The organism is Acidovorax sp. GW458-11-26-14-TSB4 (assembly GCF_059423865.1).
This window is the reverse complement of record NZ_JBWKYR010000005.1, coordinates 105,233-131,574: the sequence shown is the minus strand read 5'-3', so window position 1 is coordinate 131,574 and position 26,342 is coordinate 105,233. Positions and strand designations below refer to the sequence as shown.

The following is a 26,342-nucleotide window of genomic DNA, read 5'->3' as shown; positions in this document are numbered from 1 at the left end:
GCCAGAGGCGACCCACATTCTGCATGTCTTCGGCATATCGATGGCTAGGACTTGCTGGACAAGAACCCGGCGGCGGGTGTGCCCCTGTTCAATGAGGACAACAAGATCGAGCGCTACCTGAACGAGGAGGAACTGCAACGCCTCCTGGGTGTCCTGCGGACCGATGACAACAGGATGGTGTGCCAGATCGCGTTGTTCCTGCTGAGCACCGGGGCGCGCCTCAACGAAGCCATGCAGGCCAAGTGGGGGCAGATAGACCGAGGGCAGCGGGTGTGGCGGATTTCAGCGGAACACTCCAAGTCCAAGCGGATGCGGTCTGTGCCGTTGAATGACTCCGCGCTGGAGGTGCTGGATCAGTTGAGTACCGAAGGGAAGTTCATCAACCAGCAGAGTGGGAAGCCATACACAACGATCATGAAGGTGTGGACCAGGCTGCGCGAGAAAGCCGGACTGCCGGACCTGCGCATCCATGACCTGCGCCATCAGTTCGCCTCGTTCCTGGTCAACAGCGGGCGGTCGCTGTACGAGGTGCAGCAGATCCTCGGGCACTCCGATCCCTCGGTGACCCAGCGGTATGCTCACCTGGACTCCAGGGCGCTGCAGGAGGCCGCTAACAGTGCATCGCTGAGGATGAAGGCGCCGGTGAAGTTGAAGATCGCGGCGTAGTTGTAGGGACCTCGCTGTTTTTTCTGCAATGGCACTCACCCGACAAGGTCACGCCTTGGCAGCGGCTCGTGTTCTACCTCGCTATTTTCACCCTGGTGACATCGCGGACCAACCTTGTCCCTCTTCTCTTGCTGCCCTTGGTACTGGTCGCCAGGCACTGGTCGCGGCGGCAGTTTTTGGCGACGGGGGTGTTGATCGTTGCCAGCGCAGGGTGGACGCTCTACGGATTGATCACCACGTTTGACGACCGGGTGACGCGTGCTTTTTCATCTACGCAGATCATCGGGTTCTACCTGCGCGACCCGGCCGAATTCCTGGCCCTGGTCGGCAAAACGCTTGCCCATGAGGAAGAGGGCTATCTGATCCTGTATTCGTTCATCGGCCACCTGGGCTGGACGGACGCACCGATACCGCGGTACGCTATGTTGAGCATTTTGTGCGGCCTGTTGCTGAGCGCCGTTCTGGCCGTGGTGGCTACGCGCTTTCAGGCGTCTGAAAACAGCCTTCGCGCCGTGCTGCTTTTCTTGGGCATTGCAAGCGCGTTGCTGGTGTTCTTTGCGCTGGCCGCGACTTGGAATCCGTACCCGGCGCAACTTATCAAGGGCGTTCAGGGCAGGTACTTCATCATCCCTGCCATGTTTGTTGCCGCTGCTCTGGGCTCCGTGAAGGTAGGGCATCAGGACAGATCCCCGAGATGGCATGGTGCTTACGCGCTGGCATACGGCGTCTTCTGTTTATTCGCGCTGGTGGTTACCTTGCAGGAGCGCTATGGCATGAGTATTTTTGATGCCGTTGGGTAGTTCAAAATGGCGCCCGCGACACCACCACCTCAGCGCGCCCCTCGCCCTGAAAGACCACCTCACCGGTCGCAATAACCATCACCGTGCACCATTCCCCGTGGCGCAGCACCTCGTAGTGATCCAGCGGCAGCGGCAGCACCCTGTCACCAAGCGTCCCATTCCCGAGCGGCACACGGAGCAGGGTAGGGTGGCGCATTGGAATGTTCTCATCAGACCCGCCGGCCCACAGCAGATCCGTCGATTTCACAGTACCACTCCTGCATGTACCAAACCTTGTCTACGCGCTCGTAGCCGATGAACCGGATCATCCGGCTGTGATGTAGGTCACTCGGGGCTCATACAGCTTCGGAAAGCCTGATCCAAGGGCCTCCAACACCTCATAGGTCTTGTCTTCGCCCACTGACTTCTCATGCTTGAGCCAGAGGTCGCCATAGCCCCGCCGCCGCACCGGAACGTGCAACTGCCCCTCTTCCCGCACCAACATGACCTTGACCCGCATGGGGGTGACTGTAGATCACCGCGAAGCACGCCGTCTGCCGCGTGATGAATCCATCGACCACGATGAAGGTGTCCGTTCCTGCGTCCACCCTCGACGCGGCGGAGGACTCGCATGCCCATTCCACATAGGCCAGGTCGCCGTGGACCACGGCCACATCGGTGCGCCACACGGCATCGGGCAATTCGTCGATCAATTTGGCATACATCGAAGCAATCTCCGGGCGGCCCCGGTAAGTGGTGCCATTGACGATGGCCACGGCATCTTTCGCGTAGTGGGTGGATACCTTGAAGGCATTCTGCTCGGCCAGGGCGGCCTCGTGGCTGGCAAGGATCTGTTCGGTGGTCGGCATGGGGTGGGTGCTTCCTGGTGGTGTCAGTGCGTTGGGGGCTTGAATGGATGGAGCGAAGTCCTGGCGGCGGTGAGCCGCCAGGGTGCTTCGCTCGGTCAGGAGACCGAGATCACCACCTTCCCGCGGATGGGCTGGCCATCGACCTCTCCGCGCTCCAGTGCGGTGTGGGCCTCTGGAATCTGGGCCAGCGAGAAGCGGGCGCCGATGACGGGGCGCACGCGCTCGCTTTCCAGCAGGGTCTTGAGGGCCTGCAGCTTGCCGCGGTTCTGGCGGGTGAAGACGAAGTGGTACTCGGCGTTCACACCCCATGCCGCGACCAGGTTCTGCGGCGTGGCCAGGTCGACGATGGACACCACGCGGCCTGCGTCGCTGAGCACGTGGGGCGACTGGCTCAGCGTCTGTCCGCCAATGGTGTCGAACACCACGTTCACCCCCTGGCCGCGGGTCAAATCGGCGATGGCTTCGGTGTAGTTCTGGCTGGTGAAGTCGATGGCATGGTCTGCGCCCAGCTGGCGAACAAAGTCCAGGTCACGGCCCCTGGCGGTCGTGTACACGGTGGCACCCATCGCCTTGGCCAACTGGATGGCGATGGAGCCCACGCCGCCGGCGCCGCCGTGGATCAGCACCGACTCGGCCGGGTGCAACCTGGCGCGCGTGACAAGGGCCTCCCAGGCGGTGCCGCCGACGAGGGTGGTGGATGCCGCTTCTTCATGCGACAGGTTGGCGGGCTTGTGGGTCACCAGCGCTTCCGGCACCACGTTGTACTCGGCATACGAGCCGCCTTTGGGGCCAAAGATCTTGGGGGTGTAGAACACTTCGTCGCCCACGGCGAAGGTGGTCACCCCAGGGCCTACCTGTTCAACCACGCCCGAGACATCGTGGCCGATGATGGCGGGCAGTGGCACGGACTCGGGGTAGTCGCCCCGGCGGATCTGGTAGTCCAGCGGGTTGATGGCCGTGGCGACCACGCGCACCAGCAGTTCGCCGGCACCCACTTCGGGTACTGGTACCTCCTGCAGCTCGAAGCTGTCGGGGCCGCCAAATTTTTTGAGAACGATTGCTTTCATGTCATTTACTTTCAGTGAGGGATGGGGTTGAACCGGTGCCATCTGCTGCACGCTGGTGAGCGCCTGAACGACTTCAACGACAACGTGCAGGGTGTATTGTCGTATCGATGTTTTGCGAAATGACGTTGCGACAAAATTGCCCTCAATAGATCCAGGGGCTCCACGTCCACAGGGCACGCGGTCGGCGTCGTCTCTGGTAATGGGGCAGTCGCAGGCGGCCCGGCTCAGAACCCGCAGCGGTGCCGTGGCCTCGGCAAACTGCTAGAGTCCATGAACACAAAGCCGAGCGATGAACGAAGAGCAGCTACCCCTCATACAGATCCTGGATGTGCTGGCCAATGAGCAGCGCATGGACATCCTGCGCAAGCTCAAGTCGCCGCGCACCGCCTTCCCGCCGCAGGACGAGGGCGATCCGGTGCTCGATGGGGTGTGCGTGTCGTCCATCCAGGCGGGCCAGGGCCTGGCTTTTTCCACCACGTCCAAGTACCTGGCGGACCTGGCGCGCGTGGGCCTGGTCAGCGTCAAGCGCAGCGGCAAGTGGTCGTACTACAAGCGCAATGAGAGCGCGATCAAGGCGGTGGTGGCCCGGCTGAAGGCTGAGTTGTGAGCGCGAGCCCATGCGGCGCACCCAAAGCATCTACACATCCCGATTGCACTCCAACGCGGCTGCAAAAAGATCTTGAACAGGTTCTAAGATCGCGACGTAATTCAATGGAAACAGGCACCTGATTGATGACGTGGCCTTTCGATCAACCGCGAAACTGCGCGACGGTATTCTCGAAAAGTGTGCTGGACAGAAGCCGGCCGATCCTGCATGTCTCCCACGATGAAGACGACCACGGATGGCAGTTCCTGGATGGCGTCAGCGAAGAATTGGAAGACGTTGTCCTTGCCGGCCTCGGCCATGTGCTGGAAATCGATCCCGCCGTGGTCGAACTCGCCGGCATGGAGCCGGGGTTTCACGCGTCGAGATCTGCGGTGAACGAGCCGTGGGTCATCCAGCGCACGCCACCCGACCCGGACGACGACATGGCGGACGAAACTTAGGTCGTCGGGCGTGGGGTGTCTCCAGCCCAAGTAATCTCTGCTGTGCACGCTGCAACCCGGTACGATTTGAACCGGTAATGCTCAGGAAGGAGCACTTTCATGACCTATAGAGGACCTGGAGGTTGGAGATGGCAGGCCGCAGGGCGGGCTTGCGCCTTCGTTGCCTGTAGCGTCCTTGGCATGAACGCATCCGCAGGCATCACCGACGGTGATCTGTTCGGCCACCGCCTGGGCGCTCGCGTCGTGACGTCGCCGAGCACCCTGGGTTACTGGAGCCAGGGGCGGGCCATCATCATCGTCGACAAGCCCGAGATCCCGCCGGAGTTCGAAAAGCTCGAACTGCTCACCACGCCCAAGACCTACACCATCGGCAACATCTACGCGAGCAAGAGCCTGCCGGAACGCACGGCTGCCTTCACCCTGGCCGACAAGTACAAGGACCTGTTGCCCACGCTCTACCGCGAGCAGTGCGTGCGTGAGCGCGATGGCTTTGGCGGCACCGTGCTGGACATGCGCTGCGGCAACTACCAGCTGAGCATCCAGGTTTTTTCGCCGGACCGGCAGAACCCCAACAACCCGTACACGGTACAGATTGGCTTGACCATGGCGCGCGAGACGCGGGTCGGCTACGACTGGCAGATGCTGCTGGACGAGGAGGTGGATGCGGTGGACAAAGAGGGGCGCCAGCGCAGGCTGGAGCAGGCCAGGAAGGACCGCAGCCTGCGCGGCTTTCCTTGACGAACAGGCCGCTTGCTACTTAGCGGGCCTTGCTGCGCGCAGGTTTTGGGGGCGTCCCCAACGCCTTCAGCGCTGCCACCGTCTCGCGCAGCCCGCGGTGCAGCCGCTTGTCCTTGCGCACCACCACGGCCAGGGTGCGGGCCAGGGGCGGCGACAGCGGGCGCACTTCCACGGCGCTGCCATGCGTGCCCTGCACGGCCATCCCCGGCAGCACGGCGCAGCCCAGGCCGGCGGCGACCAGTTCCTTGATGGCCTCCACGCTGCCCAGCGACATGGCGGGCTGCAGGGCCACGCCGGCCTGGGCGAACCAGGTGTCGGCGATGCGGCGGGTCTGGCCGCCGGGTTCGAACAGCAGCACCGGGTGGCGGGCCAGGTCGGCAGCGGTCACCTTCTTGGGCAGCGCGGTGCCCTTGGGCGCGATGGCGACAAAGGCGTCCTGCAGCACGGGCGTGACGTCGAGCATGCGGCCGCTGGCGGGCAGGGTGACCAGGCCCAGGTCCAGGGTGTTGTCTTCCACGGCCTGCACGATGTCGGCGGTATTGCCGGTGCGCACGGTGATCTCCAGGCCCGCAAAGCGCTGGCGCAGCGCGCCCAGCACGGGCGGCAGCAAGAAGATGCAGGCCGTGGCGCCGGTGCCCAGTCGAACCCGGCCTGCCGTGCCGCTGGCATGGTGGGCCACGGCGTGCAGCGCATCGGCCACGGCGGCATCGATGCGGGCCACGTGCACCAGCAGTTCTGCGCCCGCCGCCGTGGGGCGCAGCACGCGGCCCACGCGCTCCACCAGCGGCGTGCCCAGGCGCTTTTCGAGCTGGCGCACCTGCAGACTCACGGCGGGCTGGGTCAGGTCCAGCCGCTGGGCGGCGGCGGAAAAGCTGCCCAGTTCGAGGGCGGTGGCAAAGCCGTGCAGCTGGTCGAGGTTGATGCGTTCCATGCCAAAGAATTTCTCATACTTTGCATAAGTTGGGAAAGCTTCTTTTATGCAGGGCAACGCGCCACACTGGCGCCATGCATTTGTTTACCGCACCTCTTTCCCCACCGTTGCCATCTACCGTATCACCGCAGGTACGCGATGCGGCCGATACCGACCTGCCCGCCATCCAGGCCATCTATGCCCGCCATGTGCTGCATGGCCTGGCCTCGTTCGAGGAGGTGCCGCCCGGTGTGGACGAGCTGCGCACCCGCCTGGCCACGGTGCGCGCCGCCGGCCTGCCCTACCTGGTGGCCGAGATCGATGGCGCCGTGGCGGGCTATGCGTATGCCACGCTGTACCGGCCGCGCTCGGCCTACCGGCATACGGTGGAGGATTCGGTGTACGTGGCCCAGGGCATGGCGGGGCGGGGCATTGGCGCGGCGCTGCTGTCGGCGGTGATTGCCCGCTGCGAGGCCGGGCCCTGGCGCCAGATGATGGCCACCATAGGGCAGGGCGATGGCAACCGGGGCTCCATCGCCCTGCACACGCGCATGGGCTTCACGCGCATCGGTGCGCTGCGCTCCGTAGGCTTCAAGCACGGGCAGTGGCTCGATACGGTGCTGATGCAGCGGCCCCTGGGCGTGGGTGATGGCGCGTTGCCCATGCCCGCCGCGTGATGGGCGCGCCTGTTGCAGGCCGTGGCGGCTGCTCTCGTATTTACGCTGCTGTACGGCGCGGGCAACGGGCTGCTCACCATCACGCGCGGCACCTTGCCGCTGGTGCTGTTCGACCACCGCACCTACGGCGCTTTTGTCGGGCGGCTGGTGGCGCCCGGATTTCTGCTGTCGGCCTGCGCGCCGGTGGTCTACGCGGCCATCATGGATGCGTATGGCGCTGCGGCGGCGCTGTGGCTGTCGGTCGTTGTGGCGGCGCTGGTGTTTGCGGCGTCGCTGGCGCTGCGGTTGCGCTTCGGGCCACGGGTTCTGTAAACGACAACGCCCGGGCATGTGCCAGGGCGTTGTGTCTGCTTCAAGGCGCCGCCATGCGGCGCGGGGATCACTTCGGCGCGAGACGGATCGCGCCGTCGAGGCGAATCACCTCGCCATTGAGCATGTCGTTTTCCAGGATGTGCTTGACCAGCTTGGCATAGTCCTGGGGCGTGCCCAGGCGGCTGGGGAAGGGCACGCCCGCAGCCAGCGCGTCCTGCACCTCCTGGGGCATGCCGAACAGCATGGGCGTGCCGAAGATGCCGGGGGCGATGGTCATGTTGCGGATGCCGTTGCGTGCCAGGTCGCGCGCGATGGGCAGGGTCATGCCGACCACGCCGCCCTTGGATGCGGCGTAGGCGGCCTGGCCGATCTGGCCGTCGTAGGCGGCGACGCTGGCGGTGGAAATCAGCACGCCGCGCTCGCCCGTGGCGTCGGGTTCGTTCTTGGCCATGGCCTCGGCGGCCAGCCGGATCATGTTGAAGCTGCCGATCAGGTTCACGGTGATGGTCTTGCTGAACACGGCCAGGGCGTGCGCGCCGTTCTTGCCCACGGTCTTTTCCGCCGGGGCAATGCCGGCGCAGTTCACCAGGCCCACCAGCTTGCCCAGCGACACGGCCTTGGCTACCACGGCCTGGCCGTCGGCCTCGTTGCTCACGTCGCACTTCACGAAGGCGCCGCCGATGTCCTTGGCCACGGCCTCGCCTTTTTCCGCCTGCATGTCGGCAATCACCACGGTGCCGCCCTGGGCCGCCAGCATGCGCGCCGTGCCTTCGCCCAGGCCCGATGCGCCGCCGGTCACGATGAATACCTTGCCCTTGATGTCCATTGCTGTCTCCTGAAAATGGATGTTACGTTAACGTAAACGTCAATTATGAACGCAAAAAAAGCCCGGGCGCTACCGGGCTTTCCTGCAATGGTCCGCAGACCTGCGTGGCCGCTTACTGGAAGCCCACTCGGTCCAGCATCTGCTGCACCTTGGTGGTGTTGGCACCCACTGCGCTGATCGGGATGGTTTCGCTCTTGAAGGGCGCGTTGCCCGTCATGGCCTTGAGGGCCGGGTTGTCGATGGCCAGGCCCTTGGCGGCCGGCCACTCGTTGTTGCCGTTGGCAAAGTAGTTCTGCGCGTCGGCGCTGGCCAGGTATTCCAGGAACTTGATGGCGTTGGCCTTGTTCTTGGCGTTCTTGGCGACCGCGCCGCCGGCGATGTTCAGGTGCGTGCCCCAGCTTTGCTGGTTGGGGAACACCACGCCGACCTTCTCGACCACGGCGGCGTCTTCGGCCTTGCCCGAGCGCATCATGCGCGCCAGGTAGTAGCTGTTGGTGACGGCGATGTCGCACTCACCCGAGGCCACGGCCTTGATCTGGTCGGTGTCGCCACCCTTGGGCGGGCGCGCCAGGTTGCCCACCATGCCCTTGAGCCAGGCCTCGGCCTTCTGCTCGCCCATGTGCTCGGTCACGGCGCCGAACAGGCTCAGGTTGTAGGGGTGCGAGCCCGAACGGATGCACAGCTTGCCCCTGTTCTTGGCGTCGCCCAGCTCTTCGTAGGTGTCCACGTCGTCCTTTTGCACCTTGGCCTTGTTGTAGACGATCACGCGGGCGCGGGTGGACAGGCCGAACCAGGCGATGCCGCCGTCGGCTTCGGGCTTGCTGCGCAGGTTGGCGGGAATCGCATCGGTCAGCACCTTGGACTGGATGGGCTGGAACAGGCCATCGACCTCGCCCTTGTACAGGCGGGCAGCGTCCACCAGCAGGATCACGTCGGCAGGCGATGCCGTGCCTTCGGCCTTCAGGCGCGCCAGGATGCCGGCGTCGTCCGCGTCCACGCGGTTGACCTTGATGCCCGTGGCCTTGGTGAAGCCGGTGTAGAGCGCTTCGTCCGTGGCGTAGTGGCGCGCCGAGTACAGGTTCACCACCTGCTCCTGGGCGGATACGGCGCCAGCGGCAGCGGCCAGCGCGCAGGCGGTCAGCAGGGCTTTCACGGTCTTGGACATGGAGTGCGTCTTTCGGGTGTAACAAACAACCGCGCGATGATAGGACAAACGCGAATTATTCTTAATAAACCCAAGGGCGCGAATGGACATGGCCCCGGGGCACCCGCCACCGCTGACCAGGGCGGGTGCGTTGCGGGCAAAAAAAAGCCCGGTGGTGTACCGGGCTTTGAATTGGATCCAGGAAACGGGGGTTTCGAGAGGATCCAAGGAGACAACTGGGGGCGCCGAACCTGCATTTGCTGCGTCTCGGCGCCATGGGTTGAATTATCAGGGTAATCCCTGCGTTTCGCCTAGAGTCTGCACTCCAGACGCGATTGGCAGCGGATCAGCCGCGCTTGCGGGGAGCAGCCGACTTGGCGGCGTTGGCAGCGGTGCTGGCAACGGCGTTGAAGTTGGCTTCGGCCACGTCGGAGGCTTGCTTGACGGCCTTTTGCACCGACTCGAAAGCGTTGTTGGCGGCAGAGACGGCGCTCTTCATCACGGCCACGGCGGTTTCGGAACCGGCGGGGGCGTTCTTGGCGGCGCTGTCGACCAGGTTGGTGAAGCCGCGCTGTGCGTCAGCGGCCTGGGCTTCGAAAGCCTTGCCGAATTCGGCAGCGGTGCCCGACGAGATGTCGTACAGGTGGCGGCTGTAGGCGGCGGTCTTCTCGGCCAGGGGCTGGAACAGGCCGGCTTGCAGGGCCAACAGTTCTTGTGCGTCCTTCACGCCCAGGACAGCCTGGGTGTGGTTGGCGGCTTCAGCCAGGGCAGCGCGCGAAGCGGTCACGTTCAGTTCGACCAGCTTTTCCACGCCTTCGAACGCCTTGGTGGTCAGACCAAACAGGGTTTCGAGGTTGGCCTTGTGGGATGCCAGAACTTGTTCAGCGGTCAGCGACATGTCATATCTCCTGAGAATGGAGGCCCAGCGGGCCGAGGTGGTTTACAGAGAATCTGCGCTGTCGTTGACTTCGTGAGTCATGTTGCAGTGCAGCATGGGTTGAATTTTAGGGGCTTTGCCCACGATTGCAAGTGCTTTTTGTTGCGATGCAGCAATTTAGAGGTGACAGTCCAACAGGGCGCCCCTTGCCACAATGGCGTCATGCATGCCTATTACGCGGACCAGTTCGTGCTGCCGCTGCCCGATGGCCACCGTTTCCCCATGGCCAAGTACCGCCTGTTGCGCGATGCCGTGGCCACCCACCTGCCCGGCGTGGCGCTGCAGGTGGCGCCGCCCGCGTCGGATGGCGAACTCGCGCTGGCGCACTCGCCAGCCTATATCGACGCCATTGCCCACGGCACGCTGCCGGCACCGGCGCAGCGCGAGATCGGCTTTCCCTGGAGCCCGGCCATGGCCGAGCGCGCGCGCCGCTCGGTGGGCGCGACCATTGCCGCCTGCCGCGTGGCCATGGCCGGCGGGGAGGGCGGCGGCATCGCGGGCAACCTCGCTGGCGGCACGCACCATGCCTATGCCGACAAGGGCAGCGGCTTTTGCGTGTTCAACGACATGGCCGTGGCCGCGCGGTTGATGCAGGACGAGCACGCCCGTGCCGCCTCGGCCATGGGCGCCAACCCGCTGGCGCTGCGCGTGGCCATCATCGACCTGGACGTGCACCAGGGCAATGGCACGGCGCGTATCTTCCAGGGCGACGATTCGGTGTTCACCCTGTCCATGCACGGCGCGCGCAACTTCCCGTTTCGCAAGGAGGCGGGCGACCTGGATGTGGAGCTGCCCGACGGCTGCGGCGATGACGAGTACCTGGCCGCGCTGGAGCAGGCGCTCGATGCGCTGGACCAGCGCTTTGCGCCCGGCCTGGTGCTCTACCTGGCTGGTGCCGACCCGCATGTGGGCGACCGTCTGGGGCGCCTTGCCATCAGCCACGACGGCCTGGAGGCGCGCGACCGGCGCGTCTTCGACTGGGCCTGGCAGCGCCGCGTGCCGGTGGCCTTTGCCATGGGCGGCGGCTACGGCACGGACATCGCCGACACCATCAAGGCCCAGCTCGCCACCTGGCGCGTGGCCCACCAGTACCAGCAGCGCTGGCAGAATTTCCTGCAACCTTCCTCCGTTTGACCATGACGAGCACCACCCCCGCACCGCGCCCTGCGCCGCAGCCGCGCAGCGGCTATCGCACCTTCCGCACCATCAGTACCCGCTGGGCGGACAATGACCTCTATGGCCACGTGAACAACGTGGTGTACTACAGCTGGTTCGACACCGCCGTGAACGCCCACCTGATCGAGCAGGGCGTGCTCGACATCCACACGGGCAACACCATCGGCCTGGTGATCGAGACGCAGTGCAACTACTTCGCGCCGCTGGCCTTTCCTCAGGTGGTGGAGGCTGGCATCCGCGTGGCGCGGCTGGGCGGCTCCAGCGTGCGCTACGAGGTGGGCCTGTTCGCGTACGGCGAGGAGATGAGCGCCGCGGCCGGCCATTTCATCCATGTGTATGTGGACCGCGAAACGCGCCGGCCTGTGCCTGTGCCCGAGCCGCTGCGCCAGGTGCTGCAGGCGCTGGTGGTGCCGGGGTAGGTTACCCCTGACCCTGCGCTGCAATGATCGGTGCGATGGCCTACACTGTGCTGCCTTGCTGCCCCCTGGCCTGGGCCATCCGTTGCGGCCCGCTTCGACAATGATCATCACCAGCCTGCTCGACACCGACCTGTACAAGTTCACGATGATGCAGGTGGTGCTGCACCAGTTCCCCGGGGCACAGGTCGAGTACCGCTTCAAGTGCCGCAACCCCGGCGTGCAGCTGGCGCCCTATGCCAACGAGATCCGCGACGAGATCCGCTCGCTGTGCAGCCTGCACTTCCAGGACGCCGAGCTGGCCTACCTGCGCTCCATGCGCTTCATCAAGAGCGATTTCGTGGACTTTCTCGGGCTGTTCCGCCTGAACGAGAAGTACATCACCATCACGCCGCAGCACAACGGCGAGATCGAGATCACCATCCGCGGGCCCTGGCTGCACACCATCCTGTTCGAGATTCCGGTGCTGGCCATCGTCAACGAGGTCTACTTCCGCAACACGCAGAAGGTGCCCAATTTCCCCGAAGGCCGCCGCCGGCTGGATACCAAGATCGCCCAGTTGCAGGCCGAGGGCCTGTCCGAGCTCAAGATCGCCGACTACGGCACGCGCCGGCGTTTCAGCCGCGCCTGGCACGAAGAGGTGCTGCGCGTGCTGTGCGCGCGCCTGGGCACGGGCGACCGCCGGCCCGGTGCGCCGGTGGGCCCCGGCCAGTTCGCGGGCACCAGCAATGTGCTGTACGCAATGAAGCTCGGTGTGACGCCTCTGGGCACCATGGCGCACGAATACCTGCAGGCCTGCCAGGCGCTGGGCCCGCGGCTGCGCGACAGCCAGGTCTTCGGCTTCGAGATGTGGGCCAAGGAGTACCGGGGCGACCTGGGCATCGCGCTGTCGGACGTGTACGGCATGAGCGCCTTCCTGCGCGACTTCGACCTGTATTTCTGCAAGCTGTTCGATGGCGCGCGCCATGACAGCGGCGACCCGTTCGCCTGGGGCGAGCGCCTGCTGGAACACTACCGCAAGAACCGCGTGGACCCGCTGACCAAGACGCTGATCTTCAGCGACGCGCTCACCGTGCCGCGCACCATCGAGCTGTACCAGCAGTTCCGCGGCCGCTGCCAATTGGCCTTCGGCATCGGCACCAACCTGACCAACGACCTGGGCAGCCCGCCCGAGCACGAGCCGCTGCAGGTGGTGATCAAGATGACCCAGTGCAACGGCCAGCCCGTGGCCAAGCTCTCGGACACGCCCGGCAAGGGCATGTGCGACGACGAAAAATACCTGGCCTACCTGCGCCAGGTGTTCGAGATTCCGGCACCGCTCTGAGCCGATGAAGCACCTGCGCTGGCCGGCATTGGCCGTGCTGTTGTTGTCCATGCTGCCGGGCCTGGCCACGGCGGCCGAGGTGGATGGCCGCGCGCTGTCCGTGCTGTGGGGCGTGCCCTTCGCCGGGGTGCTGCTGTCCATTGCCATCATGCCGCTCCTGGCGCCCACGGTCTGGCACCACCATTTCGGCAAGATCACGGCGGCCTGGGCGCTGGCGTTTCTCGTCCCCTTCGCCCTGGTCTTTGGGGTACCCGCCGCCGGCACGAGCCTGGTGCATGCGCTGCTGGCGGAGTACATCCCCTTCGTGATCCTGCTCACCGCGCTGTTCACGGTGGCGGGGGGCATCTACATCCGCGGCAACCTGCATGGCAGCCCGGGGCTCAATACCGCCCTCCTGGCCATCGGCGCGGTGCTGGCCAGCTTCATGGGCACCACGGGTGCATCCATGCTGCTGATCCGCCCGCTGATCCGCGCCAACGACAACCGCAAGCACGTGGCGCATGTGGTGGTGTTCTTCATCTTCATCGTCTCCAACGCCGGGGGCTCGCTCACGCCGCTGGGTGATCCGCCGCTGTTCCTGGGATTCTTGAAGGGCGTGGACTTCTTCTGGACGGTGCGCCACATCTTTCCCGAGACGCTGTTCCTGGTCGGGGCGCTGCTGGCGATCTTCTACGCACTCGATTTCTGGTACTACCACCGCCGCGAGGAGGTGCTGCCGCAGGATCCGACGCCCGACACGCCGGCTCTGGGCTTCGACGGCAAGGCCAACTTCCTGCTGCTGGGCGCCGTGGTCGGCCTGGTGCTGCTCAGCGGCTTCTGGAAGTCGCCCGTGGCCTGGAACATCGCCGGCACCGAGGTGGGCCTGCCCGGCGTGGTGCGCGATGCCGGGCTCATCATCGTGACCCTGGTGTCCCTGCGCCTGACTCCAGCGAAGGTGCACGCGGACAACCAGTTCGGCTGGGGCCCGATGCAGGAGGTGGCCAAGCTGTTCGCGGGCATCTTCCTGACCATCATCCCGGTGATCGCCATGCTCAAGGCCGGCGTCAATGGCCCCTTCGGCGCCATCGTCGCGGCCGTGACCCGGCCCGACGGTTCGCCCGACCCGGCCATGTACTTCTGGGCCGCAGGCGCGCTCAGCTCCTTTCTGGACAACGCGCCCACCTACCTCGTGTTCTTCAACACCGCAGGCGGCGACCCGGCCGCGCTCATGACCACCCTGGCACCCACGCTGGCCGCCATCTCGGCCGGCGCCGTGTTCATGGGGGCCAACACCTACATCGGCAATGCGCCCAACATGATGGTCAAGGCCATTGCCGAGGACCGGGGGGTGAAGATGCCCAGCTTCTTTGGCTACATGCTGTGGTCCGGGGGAATCCTCATCCCGCTTTTCGTGGTGATGACTTTCATCTGGTTCAAGTGAAACTCCCCCTGAGTCGCTTCGCGCTATCCCCCAAAGGGGGACGCCCCCAGTGCGGCGGGGCGGCCCTTGCACGGGGGCGCTTGCATGGCAAGCGTCAGTTGCACGCGCTGTGCGTACAAGTTGTAGACAAGTAGTCCTATGGAGAACACCCGCTCATGAGCAAGCCCCGCATCCTGGTCGCCCGCGCGATCTTCCCCGACATCGTCGAGCGCCTGCGCCAGCACTTCGAGGTGCAGGACAACCCTGAGGACGTGATCTGGACGCCCGCCGAGCTGGCCGAGCGCCTGGCCGACAAGGACGGTGCCTTCACCACCGGCAGCCAGCGCATCGACGCAGCGCTGCTGGCGGCGGCACCCGGCCTGCGCATCGTGGCCAACATGGCGGTGGGCTACAACAACTTCGATGTGGACGCCATGACGGCGGCGGGTGTGCAGGGCACCAACACGCCCGACGTGCTGACCGAGACCACGGCCGACTTCGGCTTTGCGCTCTTGATGGCGACCGCACGCCGCATGACCGAGAGCGAGCACTACCTGCGCGCCGGCCAATGGACCAAGTGGAGCTACGACATGTTTTCGGGCTCGGACATCCATGGCAGCACGCTGGGCATCATCGGCATGGGCCGCATCGGCCAGGGCATTGCCCGCCGCGGAGCGCATGGCTTTGGCATGAACGTCATCTACCACAACCGTTCGCGCCTCTCGCCCGAGCTGGAGGCCGAATGCAAGGCGCGCTATGTGGGCAAGGAAGAGCTGCTGCGCACGGCCGACCATGTGGTGCTGGTGGTGCCCTACACCCCGGCATCGCACCACACCATCGGCGCGGCGGAACTGGCGCTCATGAAGCCCACGGCCACGCTGATCAACATTGCGCGCGGCGGCATCGTGGACGACGCGGCCCTGGCCGTGGCCCTGCGCGAGCAACGCATCGCGGCGGCGGGCCTGGATGTCTTCGAGGGCGAGCCCAGCGTGCACCCGGACCTGCTCACCGTGCCCAACGTGGTGCTCACCCCGCACATCGCCAGCGCCACCGTGCCCACGCGCCGTGCCATGGCCAATCTGGCAGCGGACAACCTGATTGCCTTCTTCGAGAAGGGTGCTCCGCTGACGCCGGTGAACACGCCGGCATCGCGCGGGTGCTGATTTACGTACACAATAGCGGCCCTGCCATCGCGCACCGCCCTGGTGCGCTCTTTCTAGCCCAGCCCCGCTTTTGACCACCGACACCCTCATCCTGCTGGCCGCGCTGGCCCTCGTACTTTTGCTGCTGGTGCTCGTTCTGCTGCGCCGCCCGCGCATCGATCTGCCGCCCGAACTGGCGGCCCGCCTGTTGGCCCTGGAGCAGACGGCCCAGGCCACGCAGCTCGCGGTGGCCCGCAACGATGGCGCGATGGAGGCCCTGGCCCAGCAGATGCGCGGTTTCACGCAGACCACGCAGGCCACGCTAGAAACCGTGCGCCACGCCGTGGACGAACGCCTGGCGCAGGCCGTGACCGAGTCGCGCACTGGCCGCGCCGAGCTGCTGGCGGCCTTCGGCGTGTTTGAGGGCCGGCTGGAGCAGCGCATCGAAGGCCTGCAGCAGGTGGTGGCCGGCCGGCTGGAGGACAGCCGCAAGGCGCTGCTCGAGAACCTGGCCCAGGGCCAGGCGGATTCGGCCGTGGCGCGCAAGGAGCTTTCGGACACGCTCACCGGCTTTCGCGCAGAACTCACCAGCACCACGGCAGCACTGGCAGCCGAGAGCGTCAAGTCGCGCGAGGCCATGGCCGAGAGCGGGGCGCTGTTCGAAAAGCGCATCCAGGAGCGCTTCGAGGCGCTCACCCTGGCCACGCGCACCACGCTCGACTCGCTCAAGGGCGACATCCAGAGCCAGCTGGGCACCATGTCCGGCGCGCTCAAGGACCAGCTCGAAGCCAACGGCAACCAGATCCGCAACCAGTTCGCCGTGCTGCAGGACGCGGTCTCGCAGCAGCTCACCGGCATGCTGCAGGGCAGCCAGACCAATGCCGAGCAGCTGCGCAACGCGCTCAACGAGCGCCTGGCCGCCATCCAGGCCGACAACTCCACCAAGCTCGAAGAGATGCGCCGCACGGTGGACGAGAAACTGCACGCCACGCTGGAGCAGCGCCTGGGCGAATCCTTCAAGCTCGTAAGCGACCGGCTGGAGCAGGTGCACAAGGGCCTGGGCGAGATGCAGACCCTGGCCGGCAGCGTGGGCGACCTCAAGCGCGTGATGACCAACGTGAAGTCGCGCGGTACCTGGGGCGAAATGCAGCTCGGCGCCATCATCGAGAACGTGCTCACGCCCGACCAGTTCGCGCGCAACGTCAAGACCGTGCCGGGCAGCGACGACCTGGTGGAATTCGCCATCCGCCTGCCCGGTCGCAGCGATGAACATCCCGTGTGGCTGCCCATCGACTCCAAGTACCCGGTGGAACAGTACCAGCGCCTCATGGACGCGCAGGACGCGGCGGACAAGGGGCTCATCGCCTCGGCCGGCAATGCCTTCGAGGCCTCGATCAAGCTCGAAGCCAGGAAGATCTTCGGCAAGTACGTCTCGCCCCCGCACACCACCGACTTCGCGGTGCTCTACCTGCCCACCGAGGGGTTGTTCGCAGAAGTCATCCGCCGCCCCGGCCTGGTGGAGGCGCTGCAGAACGACTGCCGCGTGATGATCACCGGACCGGCCAATCTGGCGGCCATGCTCAACAGCCTGCAGATGGGCTTCAAGACCCTGGCCATCGAGAAGCGTTCGTCCGAGGTCTGGAGCCTCCTGGGCATGGTCAAGACCGAGTTCGCCAAGTTCGGCGACGTGGTGGAGGCGACCAAGAAATCCATCGATTCCGCCGCCAAGCGCTTTGAAGAAGTGGGCGTGCGCACCCGCGCCATCCAGAAGCGCCTGCGCGACGTGCAGGACCTGCCCGCACCCGATGTGGCTGGCGCCGTGCCCAAGCTGCGGCCCCCGATGTCGGCGGCGGACGCGCAGGACGAGCTGCTGTGAACGCGGCGCTGGCCCGCCTGATCGCCGGCCAGATCTGCGTGCACGCCTGCATGGCGGGCATGCGGCTGGCTGCGCCCCTGCTGGCGCTGCGCGAGGGCTACAGCGCCGCCGCCGTGGGCGTGCTGCTGGCGCTGTTCGCGCTCACGCAGGTGTTTCTGGCGCTGCCGGCGGGCCGCTATGCGGACCGCCATGGCCTCAAGCGCCCGGTGGGCATCGCGGTGGCCGTGGCCACGGCGGGCTCGGCGGCGGCCCTGGTGTTCCCGGTGTTTCCGGTGCTGTGCATTGCCGCGCTGACCTCGGGTGGCGCCACGGGCGCGGCCACCATTGCGCTGCAGCGCCACGTGGGGCGCGCCGCGCACGACGCCACGGCGCTCAAGCAGGTGTTCAGCTGGCTGGCCATCGGGCCCGCGGTGTCCAATTTCCTCGGGCCGTTCTGCGCCGGGCTCATGATCGACCATGGCGGTGTGGTGGCCGGCGACACCCAGGGCTACCGCGCCGCGTTCGCGCTGATGGCGCTGCTGCCCCTGGCCACCTGGTTCTGGGTGCGCGATACGCAGGAGTTGCCCCCGGTGATCGCCGCGGCCGGCGGCCCGCCCCAGCGCGCCTGGGACCTGATGAACGAGGTGCCCTTTCGGCGCCTGCTCATCGTCAACTGGATCCTTTCGTCGTGCTGGGACGTGCACACTTTCGTGGTGCCGCTAATTGGACACGAGCGCGGGCTGTCGGCCTCGGTCATCGGCTCCATCCTGGGGGCCTTCGCGATTGCCGCCGCCGTGATCCGCGTGCTGATGCCCTTGGTGGCCGAGCACTTGCGCGAGCGCGTGGTGGTCGCGGTGGCCATGGTCGCCACGGCGTTGCTGTTCGCGGTCTATCCGCTCATGCCCACGGCGCTCACCATGGGCGTGTGCTCGGTGCTGCTGGGCTTTGCCCTGGGCTCGGTGCAGCCCATGGTCATGAGCCTGCTGCACCAGATCACCCCCTCCCACCGCCACGGCGAGGCACTGGGCCTGCGCCTCATGGCCATCAATGCGTCGAGCGTGCTCATGCCCATGCTGTTCGGTACCGCAGGGGCCGTGATCGGGGTGGGCGGCCTGTTCTGGGTGGTGGGCGCCGCCGTGGGCGCCGGCTCGCGCCTGGCCTGGAACATGGGGGCGCCGGCTTCCGGGCACGGGCACTGACCTGCGCCGGCGCGCTGCGCCACTTTGTAAAAATCCGCCTGTGCTGGCGAAATCGGAGTAGATTCCGGTAGCGTCTGCTCACATCGTTTGCAAACCGCTGCAGGCGAGGGGGTCAGCGCTGCTGCCCACGACGCGGCCATCCCCCTGCATCGGTACGCCATTGCCCGCATGAGGAGATCTCCCATGGGTATTGCTCGTCTGTCTTGTCGCAGGCCGCTGCTGCGGCTGGGTCCGGTGGTGCTCGGCCTGGCGCTTGCTGCCGGCGCTGCCCATGCCGATGCATTGATCGACCGGGCTGCGGCCCTGGTCCAGGGCGGCTCCGCGCGCGAGGCCTTCGACCTGCTCGACGCACAGGAGGCGGTGCGCGCAGGCGACCCCGCCTTCGACGCCGCCATGGGCAGCGCGGCCCATGCCGCGGGGCAGTACAGCCGCGCCGTGCTGGCCTGGGAGCGTGTGGTGGCCGCACAGCCGGACAACATGGCCGCGCAGGTGGCGCTGGCCCGTGCCCTGTATGCCGTGGGCGACCAGCGCGGCGTGCTGGCCCTGTCGGAGCGGGCGCGCGCCCTGGGCATCCCGGTGGATGCCGCGCTCAGCATCGACCAGTTCCTGGTCTCCTATGACCGCGCCGCGAGCGACGGCGGCTCCAGCCTCAAGGGCTATGCCGAGCTGGCGCTGGGCCATGATTCCAACGTCAACGCCGGGCCGGCGTCGATGCTGCTGCCCTCGCCCGTGCCGGGCACACCGGCCTGGACGCTGGCGCCCTCGGCGCTGGCCCGTTCCTCCGACTTCCTGGCGGCGCTGGTGGCGGTGCGTGGGCGCTACGTGATGGACGCCCGCTGGTCGCTGGTCGGCGCGGCGGCCGGCACGCCGCGACGCAACGAGGGCGGGGCGGGGGCTTTCGATTCCGACCAGTTCGATGCCAGCGCGGGCGTGGCCTGGCGCTCAGAGCGCCATGAGCTGATCCTGCAAGGGCAGGGCTCCTACTATGCGCTCGACGGCACGCGCCTGCGCAGCATCGGCGGCGTGCTGGGCGAATGGGTCTACCGGCTCGACGGCTTCCGGCAATGGGGCAGCTTCGTGCAGTCGGCACGCCTGCACTACCCCACGCAGCCGCTGCGCGACGTGCAGCGCACGGTGGCCGGCACTTCCTACGCCCATGTGTTCCGCGACGGCAGCCTGGCCTATGCCGGCGTGCATGGCGGACGCGAGGAGCCCGATGCGGCCGGCGTGGACTACCTGGGCCACCGCCTGGTGGGCGCACGCCTGGGCGGGCAACTGGCCCTGGCGCGCAACTGGGCGCTGTTCGCCAACCTGGATTGGGAGCGGCGCCGCTATGGCGCGCCCGATCCCTTCTTTGCCGTGGTGCGGCGCGACCGCCAGGTGAATGCCTCGCTGGGCGTCTCATGGATACCTGCCACGGCCTGGCGCGTCACGCCGCAGTGGACGGGCACGCACAACGATTCCACGTTGCCTGTGACGGAGTATCGGCGGCGCATCTGGTCCGTCACCGTGCGCCGCGAATTCTGAACAAGGAAGAGGTGAATCCATGACGACTGAACCTCGCCTGTCCCGCATCGCGCTGCTCATGGCCATGGTGGCTGCATGGCCGGCCTCCACCCTGGCGGCGGCCGGGCTGGTGCAGTTCGCCAGCGGCGAGGTCAGCCTGCGCCGGGGTGATGCCACCAGCAGCGTGGCCAAGGGGGCCGAAGTGGACACGGGCGATGTGCTGCTGACCGGCAGCGCGGGCCGCGCGCAGATCCGCTTCACCGATGGCGGCCTGGTGGCGCTGTACCCGGACTCGCAGTTCACCGTGACCCGCTATGCCGACAGCGGCGACGTGGCGCAGGACGGCTTTGCGGTGACTCTGCTGCGCGGCGGCATGCGGGCGATCACGGGGCTGATCGGCAAGCGCAACCCGGGCAGCTACAAGGTCACCACGCCCACGGCCGTGGTGGGCATCCGTGGTTCGGCTTTCCTGGTGGGCTTCAACGCCCAGGGCCAACTCACCGTGGCAGGCGAGCAGGACGAGATCGAGGTCTGCACCGAGGCCGGCTGCGTGGGCGTGAAGGCCGGCGAAGCCGTGCTTGTGCTCTCCAGCCAGAAGCTGCCGGTGTATACCAACACGCGGGCGCTGCTGCCCTTGCCGGCACTGCCTCTGCCGCAGATGGCCGGCGACCAGTTGCAGGGAGATGGGCATCGCAGCAGCATCTTCGTGATTCCGCCGCCCCCGCCGGTGCATGTGCCGCCCCCGCCACCGTTGCTGCCGCCCGTGGTGGATCCGGTCGTGCCCCTGCCGCCCCCACCGCCGCCTCCACCAACCCCACCACCGCCTCCTCCTGCACCCGTTCCGGTGCCGCCACCTGCACCGGTGCCTGTCCCGGTGCCCGCACCCGTGCCGGTCCCCGTACCGGCCCCGGTTCCGATCCCGGTACCGCCGCCCGAGGTCGTGCCGCCCCCGCCGCCGCCCACCACGCAGGTGCCGACACCGCCACCGCCCACCACCGGGGGCGGGGGGACCACCACGCCCGGCACGACGACCCCGCCGCCGCCGACCACCACGCCGCCCACGACGACGCCGCCCCGGCCCGTGCCACCGGCACCCACCACGCCGATCTTCGTGCTGCCACCCGGCGTGATCCTGCTGCCCCCGGCTCCGCCGGCCCCGACACCGATACGCTGATGGCGTGGCGGCGCCAGGGCTGCTGGCCCTGGCTGCCACCCTGCTGCCTGCGGCGCGCTCAGATCCGGTAGAACGCCTTGATCAGGTCCCAGGCTTCCTGCGGGTCGTCGGTGTAGTGGAAGAGCTTGAGGTCCTGCGGCGAAATCGTGCCTTCTTCCACCAGCACGTCGAAGTTGACCAGGCGCTTCCAGTAGTCGGTGCCGAAGAGCACGATGGGCACGGGCTTGGCCTTGCCGGTCTGTACCAGGGTCAGCACTTCGAACAGCTCGTCGAGCGTGCCGAAGCCGCCGGGGAAGGCCACCAGCGCCTTGGCACGCATCATGAAGTGCATCTTGCGCAGCGCGAAGTAGTGGAACTTGTAGCACAGCGAGGGCGAGATGAAGCGGTTGCCGCTCTGCTCATGCGGCAGGGCGATGTTCAGGCCCACGTTGAGCGCGCCCACGTCATGGGCACCGCGGTTGGCCGCCTCCATGATGCCCGGGCCACCGCCGGTGCACACGTAGATGCGGTCGGCCGGTGCGTTGCGCTCGCTGTGCTCGGCCACCAGGCGGGCGAACTGGCGTGCCAGGTCGTAGTAGCGCGCGTTGCGCACGGCCAGCCGGGCCTTGGCGATGGCCGCCTCGTCGCCGGCGGCCTCGGCAGCGGTCAGCAGTTCGGCTGCCTCATCGGGTGCGACGAAGCGTGCGCTGCCATAGACCACCACGGTGCTCTCGATGCCCTGCGCGGCCTGGCCCAGGTCGGGCTTGAGCATCTCCAGCTGGAAGCGGATACCGCGCGTCTCGCGGCGGAACAGGAATTCGGGGTCGGCGAAGGCCAGGCGGTAGGCGTCGGCATGCAGGGGATTGCCGCTGGCGGCGTGGTTCTGCAGTTCTGCCCAGGCGTCGGCCAGGCGGCTTTCATTGAGTTGGGTATTGGCATCCATGGAACCATTGTGCCGAGGTTCTGGGGCACTTTGCGGCGCAGGGGTGCTCTTTTTGTGAGGAAGGCCAAGCCCTCCAGGGGCTGCGCTCAGGCGCGCTGCGCGAGGAACCAGGTGGCGCTCTGGATGCCTAGCACGGTCAGCGCCAGCGATCCCGCCACATGCAGCCCGGCCGTGCCCAGCGCCAGCGCATAGCGCTGCTGCATCAGCATGGCCACGACCTCGGCCGAAAAGCTCGAGAACGTCGTAAGCCCGCCCAGGAAGCCCGTGACCAGTGCCAGCCGCCAGGCCGGGTCAAGCTGGGGCAGGGCCTGGAACACCGCTACGCACACCCCGATGAGGTAGCCCCCCACCAGGTTGGCCGCGAGCGTGCCCCATGGCAGCACCGCCGTCCCGGTGTTGAGCCACAAGCCCAGCCGCCAACGCGCCAGCGCGCCCAGGCTGGCGCCAATGCAGATGGCCACGACTGCGAGCATGGTGGGTTCTCTCCCTTGAAAATAGATGCGGCAGCCATTGTGGCCGAAGCGCCTGATACCGGGGCGGCATCGATGCCAGGGAAGGCGCGAAGCGCCTCCGCGCGTAGTCTATTTCTCCTTGCCCATCACCAGGTCTGGCAGGATGGTCACGATCTGCGGGAACACCGTGATGATCGCGATGCAGACCACCAGGCACAGGAAGAACGGAATGGCGGCGCGGGCAATCGTATTGCTGTCCTTGCCGGTCATGTTCTGCAGCACGAAGAGGTTGAAGCCCACGGGCGGCGTGACCTCGGCGATCTCGACCAGCAGCACGATGAAGATGCCGAACCAGATCAGGTCGAACCCGGCCTGCTGGATCATGGGCAGCACCACGGCGCTGGTCAGCACGATCATGCTGATGCCGTCCAGGGCCGTGCCCAGCACCAGGTACACGACCACCAGCACGCTGATCAGCGCGAAGGGCGACAGGTGCATGGCGTTGACCCACTCGGCCAGCTCGCGCGGGATGCCGGTGAAGGCCATGGTCTTGGTGAGGAAGGCGGCGCCCGCCAGGATGAACATGATCATGCAGCTGGTGCGCGTGGTGCCCATCAGCCCGTCCTTGAAGTTCTGCCAGGTCAGCGAACGGCTCCACAGCGCCAGGCCCAGAGAGCCCAGCACGCCAAAGGCCGCGCACTCGGTGGCGGTGGCATAGCCCGTGATCAGCACCACGACGATGAAGACGATGAGCAGGCCCACGGGGATCAGGTTGCCCGACTTGCGGATCTTCTCGCGCAGCGTGGACGGCGGATCGGCTGCCGGCACCTTGTCCGGATTGCGCAGGCTCCACCAGCCGATGTAGCCCGAGAACAGCAGCATCAGCAGAATGCCCGGCAGGAAGCCGGCCAGGAAGATGCGGATGATGGAGGCATCGGCTGCCACGGCATACACCACCATGGTGATGGAGGGCGGGATCAAGATGCCCAGCGTGCCGGCCGTAGCCAGCGAACCAAGCGCCAGCTTCTCGTCGTAGCCGCGCTTCATGAGTTCGGGCAGCGCCACCTTGCTGATGGTTGCGCAGGTCGCGGCCGACGAACCCGAGACCGAGCCGAAGATGCCGCAGCCCAGGATGGTGGTGTGCATGAGCCGGCCGGGCACGCGGTTGAGCCAGGGCCGCAGGCCTTCGAACATCTCCTCGGACAGCTTGGTGCGAAACAGGATCTCGCCCATCCAGATGAACAGCGGCAGCGCTGCCAGCTCCCAGCTCGCATTGCTTTCCCAGAAGGCCGAGAACAGGTTCTTGGCCGGCTGCGTGGAGGTGAAGAAGGCCTGGCCCACCCAGCCGCAGATGGCCAGGGTCATCGCGATCCAGACGCCGCCGGACAACAGCACCAGCATCAGCAGCAGCAGGACGCCGCCCACCATCAGAATATCCATGTCATGCTTTCTTGTGGCCGCAGCAGGGCTGGCGGCCTGTTGTTATTGGTGGCGGGGTTCAGATGTCAGAAGAGAAGTCGCCCTTGGCGTGGCGTTCCTCGACCGCGCGAACGAAGGTGGGCACGCCGCCGCGCAGCACGATGATGAATTCATCGACCACGGCCACCCACAGCAGGATGGAGCCGAGCGCAAAGCTCAGCTGCGGAATCCACAGCGGCATGGGCAGCAGGCCCTGCGAGATGTCGTTGAACTCCCAGCTCTCGTAGGTGTAGCTGCAGGCGGCCCACATGAGGTAGCCCACGGCCACGGAGCCGATGGCCAGCGACACCACTTCGAGCTGGCGGCAGCGCCGCGGAGGCAGTTTTTCCAGCAGCAGCGTGACGCGCACGAAGTCGCCATGCTTGAAGGCGTGGGCCATGGCCAGGAAGGCCGCGGCCGCGCAGAACCAGGCCACGATGTCGTTGATGGCCCCCGTGCGCAGGCCCAGCTCGCGCATGATGCTCTGCGCCACCATGAGCACGCAGATCAGCACGATGAAGCCGGCGCCCACGGCGCCGGCGCCCAGGTAGATGCGGTCGAGCCAGCGGCGCAGCATCGTCACTTCTTGGCCGCGGTGGCGGGCGCGCTCTTGCGGTAGGCCGCGATGATGGCCTCGCCATCAGCCCCGGCCTTCTTGGTCCAGTCGGCCAGCATGATCTCGCCGACCTGGCGCATGTCGGCCATGAGCTTGGGCGCCGGGGTCACGATCTTCATGCCTTTTTCGACCAGGGCCTTCTTGTACCACTCGGTCTTCTCTTCGCTGAGCTTCCAGCCGCGCGACTCGGCATCGGCCGAGGCCTTGAGGAGCGCGTCCTGGCTGGGCTTGTCCAGCGCGTCGAAGGCCTTCTTGTTCACGATGACGGCGTTCTTGGGCAGCCAGGCCTGCGTGTCGTGGAACAGCTTGATGCTTTCGTAGATCTTGCTGTCGTAGCCGGTGGAGCCGGAGGTCATGGTGGCTTCCACCACACCGGTGGCCAGGGCCTGCGACAGTTCCGCGGCCTGGATGGTCACGGGCTGCGCGCCGATCAGCTCGGCGATCTTGGCCGTGGCGGGGCTGTAGGCGCGCCACTTGATGCCGCGCAGGTCGGCCACCGAGCCCAGTTCCTTCTTGGAGTAGATGCCTTGCGGAGGCCAGGCCACCGCGTACAGCAGCTTCATGCCCTGGGTGCCCAGCAGCTTGTCGAGGTAGGGCTTTTGCGCGTCGTACAGGCGCTTGGAATCGGCATACGAGGTGGCGACGAAGGGGATGCCGTCCACGCCGTACAGCGGGTTCTCGTTTTCGAAGTTGCCCAGCAGCACCTCACCGGCCGGCGCCTGACCGCCCTGCACGGCGCGCTTGATCTCGTTGGCCTTGAACAGGGACGCGTTGGCGTGCACCGTGATCTTGAGCTTGCCGGCCGTGGCCGTGTCCACGTCCTTGGCGAACTGCATCAGGTTCTCGGTGTGGAAGTTGGTCGCGGGATAGGCGGCGGCCAGATCCCATTTGGCCTGGGCCATGGCCGAGGTGGCGGTGAAGCCGAAGGCCAGTGCCAGGCCGAGCGCAGTGACGGGGAAGATTCGACGCTTCATGGAGTGCTCCGCAAATGGAAGGGACATGGGTGGGGGAAGTCAGGCGACTGTATCGAAAACAACTCGTTACCGCATAGGTGTTTTGCCTGAACGTTGACAAATTGCCAACAAATCATCGGTGACTTGCCTACAATCGCCGCATGCACATCCCGTGCCAGTTGTGACTACTGCAAAGGCGTTTTTCATGAAACCTGCGGCCAAGGGCAAAGGTGATTCCGGACCCATCGTGTCTTCGGCGCACCTGGTGTCGGCCCAGAGCGCGGAGATGAGCGAGTTCGAGTTCGGGCTCATCGTCGCGGGCAACGCCTTTCACCGCTGGGTGGTGCACTGCATGGCGGCCGCGGGCCTCAAGGACCTCACGCCGCTCGACGTGGTGGTGCTGCACCATGTGACGCACCGTGCGCGCGACAAGCGTCTTGCCGATATCTGCTTCATCATGAATGTGGAAGACACCCACCTGGTGAACTACGCCCTGAAGAAACTGCAGAACCTGGGCGTGGTGGCTTCGCAGAAGAATGGCAAGGAAGTGACCTATGCCGCCACCGATGTGGGCCGTGCCTATGTGCAGCGCTACCGCGAGATCCGCGAGCGCTGCCTGATCGACGCCCTGCATGCCGACGATGCCCTGAACCGCGACATCGGCGAGCTGGCCCGTTTGCTGCGTGTGCTCTCGGGCATGTACGACCAGGCGGCCCGTTCGGCCGCTTCCCTGTGATGTGTGGCGGCATGGCCCGTCGCTCCCTCTTTCTCCTCTATT

29 protein-coding genes are annotated in these 26,342 nt (G+C 66.4%); 17 read left to right on the top strand and 12 right to left on the bottom strand.

The window, feature by feature from the left end; translation table 11 throughout:
- Positions 1–51: 51 nt before the first annotated feature.
- Both AC07X5_RS13110 and AC07X5_RS13105 read left to right on the top strand, forming a co-directional pair.
- On the top strand, positions 52–666 hold the full coding sequence (locus tag AC07X5_RS13110) for a tyrosine-type recombinase/integrase (RefSeq protein WP_494770518.1): 615 nt from the start codon (positions 52–54) through the stop codon (positions 664–666).
- 68 nt (positions 667–734) lie between these two features.
- Complete coding sequence (locus AC07X5_RS13105) at positions 735–1,466, top strand: DUF2142 domain-containing protein (protein WP_494770517.1); 732 nt, start codon at positions 735–737, stop codon at positions 1,464–1,466.
- Between the two features lies 1 nt (position 1,467).
- Here AC07X5_RS13105 and AC07X5_RS13100 read toward each other — a convergent pair whose 3' ends face one another.
- From AC07X5_RS13100 to AC07X5_RS13090, 3 genes are all read right to left on the bottom strand, one after another.
- Positions 1,468–1,713: a hypothetical protein gene (locus AC07X5_RS13100; protein WP_494770516.1), complete on the bottom strand. Its 246-nt coding sequence runs from the start codon at positions 1,711–1,713 to the stop codon at positions 1,468–1,470.
- A 160-nt stretch (positions 1,714–1,873) separates the two neighbouring features.
- Complete coding sequence (locus tag AC07X5_RS13095; protein WP_494770515.1) at positions 1,874–2,314, bottom strand: nuclear transport factor 2 family protein; 441 nt, start codon at positions 2,312–2,314, stop codon at positions 1,874–1,876.
- 95 nt (positions 2,315–2,409) lie between these two features.
- Positions 2,410–3,381: a zinc-dependent alcohol dehydrogenase family protein gene (locus tag AC07X5_RS13090; RefSeq protein WP_494770514.1), complete on the bottom strand. Its 972-nt coding sequence runs from the start codon at positions 3,379–3,381 to the stop codon at positions 2,410–2,412.
- Positions 3,382–3,670: 289 nt separating this feature from the next.
- On the opposite strand from AC07X5_RS13090, the gene AC07X5_RS13085 reads away from it, so the two are divergent.
- The 3 genes from AC07X5_RS13085 to AC07X5_RS13075 all read left to right on the top strand — a co-directional run bounded on the left by AC07X5_RS13085 (position 3,671) and on the right by AC07X5_RS13075 (position 5,166).
- Entirely contained in the window at positions 3,671–3,988 is a 318-nt protein-coding gene (locus AC07X5_RS13085) for an ArsR/SmtB family transcription factor (RefSeq protein WP_409963383.1), read from the top strand.
- 125 nt (positions 3,989–4,113) lie between these two features.
- Positions 4,114–4,428 (top strand): hypothetical protein, encoded by a 315-nt coding sequence (locus tag AC07X5_RS13080; protein ID WP_494770513.1) that lies wholly within the window; start codon positions 4,114–4,116, stop codon positions 4,426–4,428.
- Between the two features lie 180 nt (positions 4,429–4,608).
- On the top strand, positions 4,609–5,166 hold the full coding sequence (locus AC07X5_RS13075) for a hypothetical protein (protein WP_494770512.1): 558 nt from the start codon (positions 4,609–4,611) through the stop codon (positions 5,164–5,166).
- Between the two features lie 19 nt (positions 5,167–5,185).
- Here the strand turns inward: AC07X5_RS13075 and AC07X5_RS13070 are convergent, their stop codons facing one another.
- Complete coding sequence (locus AC07X5_RS13070) at positions 5,186–6,097, bottom strand: LysR family transcriptional regulator (protein ID WP_494770511.1); 912 nt, start codon at positions 6,095–6,097, stop codon at positions 5,186–5,188.
- Positions 6,098–6,171: 74 nt separating this feature from the next.
- Between AC07X5_RS13070 and AC07X5_RS13065 the strand changes: the two genes are divergently transcribed.
- Together AC07X5_RS13065 and AC07X5_RS13060 are read left to right on the top strand one after the other, a co-directional pair.
- Positions 6,172–6,753 (top strand): GNAT family N-acetyltransferase, encoded by a 582-nt coding sequence (locus AC07X5_RS13065; RefSeq protein ID WP_494770510.1) that lies wholly within the window; start codon positions 6,172–6,174, stop codon positions 6,751–6,753.
- 21 nt (positions 6,754–6,774) lie between these two features.
- Positions 6,775–7,065: a hypothetical protein gene (locus tag AC07X5_RS13060; RefSeq protein WP_409963393.1), complete on the top strand. Its 291-nt coding sequence runs from the start codon at positions 6,775–6,777 to the stop codon at positions 7,063–7,065.
- 67 nt (positions 7,066–7,132) lie between these two features.
- Here AC07X5_RS13060 and AC07X5_RS13055 read toward each other — a convergent pair whose 3' ends face one another.
- From AC07X5_RS13055 to AC07X5_RS13045, 3 genes are all read right to left on the bottom strand, one after another.
- Positions 7,133–7,891 carry a 3-hydroxyacyl-CoA dehydrogenase gene (locus AC07X5_RS13055; protein ID WP_494770509.1) on the bottom strand — a complete coding sequence of 253 codons (759 nt, stop codon included), beginning with the start codon at positions 7,889–7,891 and terminating at the stop codon, positions 7,133–7,135.
- A gap of 112 nt (positions 7,892–8,003) precedes the next feature.
- Entirely contained in the window at positions 8,004–9,056 is a 1,053-nt protein-coding gene (locus AC07X5_RS13050; RefSeq protein WP_494770508.1) for an extracellular solute-binding protein, read from the bottom strand.
- A gap of 325 nt (positions 9,057–9,381) precedes the next feature.
- Positions 9,382–9,933, bottom strand: coding sequence for a phasin family protein (locus AC07X5_RS13045; protein WP_409963399.1), 552 nt, complete (start codon positions 9,931–9,933; stop codon positions 9,382–9,384).
- 201 nt (positions 9,934–10,134) lie between these two features.
- Here AC07X5_RS13045 and AC07X5_RS13040 point away from each other — a divergent pair, with 201 nt between their 5' ends.
- From AC07X5_RS13040 to AC07X5_RS13000, 9 genes are all read left to right on the top strand, one after another.
- The gene (locus tag AC07X5_RS13040; RefSeq protein WP_494770507.1) at positions 10,135–11,106 is read left to right on the top strand and encodes a histone deacetylase family protein; all 972 of its coding nucleotides are present in this window, start codon (positions 10,135–10,137) and stop codon (positions 11,104–11,106) included.
- 2 nt (positions 11,107–11,108) lie between these two features.
- On the top strand, positions 11,109–11,567 hold the full coding sequence (locus AC07X5_RS13035; protein ID WP_494770506.1) for an acyl-CoA thioesterase: 459 nt from the start codon (positions 11,109–11,111) through the stop codon (positions 11,565–11,567).
- Positions 11,568–11,667: 100 nt separating this feature from the next.
- Entirely contained in the window at positions 11,668–12,888 is a 1,221-nt protein-coding gene (gene pncB, locus AC07X5_RS13030) for a nicotinate phosphoribosyltransferase (RefSeq protein WP_494770505.1), read from the top strand.
- 4 nt (positions 12,889–12,892) lie between these two features.
- Positions 12,893–14,308 (top strand): sodium:proton antiporter, encoded by a 1,416-nt coding sequence (locus AC07X5_RS13025; RefSeq protein WP_494770504.1) that lies wholly within the window; start codon positions 12,893–12,895, stop codon positions 14,306–14,308.
- A 155-nt stretch (positions 14,309–14,463) separates the two neighbouring features.
- Positions 14,464–15,450 carry a 2-hydroxyacid dehydrogenase gene (locus tag AC07X5_RS13020; protein ID WP_494770503.1) on the top strand — a complete coding sequence of 329 codons (987 nt, stop codon included), beginning with the start codon at positions 14,464–14,466 and terminating at the stop codon, positions 15,448–15,450.
- A 70-nt stretch (positions 15,451–15,520) separates the two neighbouring features.
- Positions 15,521–17,305 carry a DNA recombination protein RmuC gene (locus AC07X5_RS13015; RefSeq protein WP_494770502.1) on the top strand — a complete coding sequence of 595 codons (1,785 nt, stop codon included), beginning with the start codon at positions 15,521–15,523 and terminating at the stop codon, positions 17,303–17,305.
- Entirely contained in the window at positions 17,302–18,483 is a 1,182-nt protein-coding gene (locus AC07X5_RS13010; RefSeq protein WP_494770501.1) for an MFS transporter, read from the top strand. Before AC07X5_RS13015 ends, AC07X5_RS13010 begins: the two co-directional genes overlap by 4 nt.
- Before the next feature lie 183 nt (positions 18,484–18,666).
- Positions 18,667–20,010, top strand: a complete 1,344-nt coding sequence (locus AC07X5_RS13005) for a surface lipoprotein assembly modifier (protein ID WP_494770500.1) — start codon at positions 18,667–18,669, stop codon at positions 20,008–20,010.
- Between the two features lie 19 nt (positions 20,011–20,029).
- Positions 20,030–21,163 (top strand): FecR family protein, encoded by a 1,134-nt coding sequence (locus tag AC07X5_RS13000; RefSeq protein ID WP_494770499.1) that lies wholly within the window; start codon positions 20,030–20,032, stop codon positions 21,161–21,163.
- Between the two features lie 58 nt (positions 21,164–21,221).
- Here the strand turns inward: AC07X5_RS13000 and AC07X5_RS12995 are convergent, their stop codons facing one another.
- From AC07X5_RS12995 to AC07X5_RS12975, 5 genes are all read right to left on the bottom strand, one after another.
- Positions 21,222–22,085 carry an LOG family protein gene (locus tag AC07X5_RS12995; protein WP_494770498.1) on the bottom strand — a complete coding sequence of 288 codons (864 nt, stop codon included), beginning with the start codon at positions 22,083–22,085 and terminating at the stop codon, positions 21,222–21,224.
- Between the two features lie 86 nt (positions 22,086–22,171).
- A complete protein-coding gene (gene crcB, locus AC07X5_RS12990) occupies positions 22,172–22,558 on the bottom strand; it encodes a fluoride efflux transporter CrcB (protein ID WP_494770497.1) in 387 nt (128 codons plus the stop codon).
- A gap of 108 nt (positions 22,559–22,666) precedes the next feature.
- The gene (locus tag AC07X5_RS12985; protein ID WP_494770496.1) at positions 22,667–23,977 is read right to left on the bottom strand and encodes a TRAP transporter large permease; all 1,311 of its coding nucleotides are present in this window, start codon (positions 23,975–23,977) and stop codon (positions 22,667–22,669) included.
- Between the two features lie 58 nt (positions 23,978–24,035).
- Complete coding sequence (locus tag AC07X5_RS12980) at positions 24,036–24,572, bottom strand: TRAP transporter small permease (protein ID WP_184862706.1); 537 nt, start codon at positions 24,570–24,572, stop codon at positions 24,036–24,038.
- A 2-nt stretch (positions 24,573–24,574) separates the two neighbouring features.
- Positions 24,575–25,585 carry a TRAP transporter substrate-binding protein gene (locus AC07X5_RS12975; protein WP_409963425.1) on the bottom strand — a complete coding sequence of 337 codons (1,011 nt, stop codon included), beginning with the start codon at positions 25,583–25,585 and terminating at the stop codon, positions 24,575–24,577.
- Positions 25,586–25,769: 184 nt separating this feature from the next.
- Between AC07X5_RS12975 and AC07X5_RS12970 the strand changes: the two genes are divergently transcribed.
- Positions 25,770–26,300 carry a winged helix DNA-binding protein gene (locus AC07X5_RS12970; protein WP_409963427.1) on the top strand — a complete coding sequence of 177 codons (531 nt, stop codon included), beginning with the start codon at positions 25,770–25,772 and terminating at the stop codon, positions 26,298–26,300.
- The last annotated feature ends 42 nt before the right edge of the window (positions 26,301–26,342 follow it).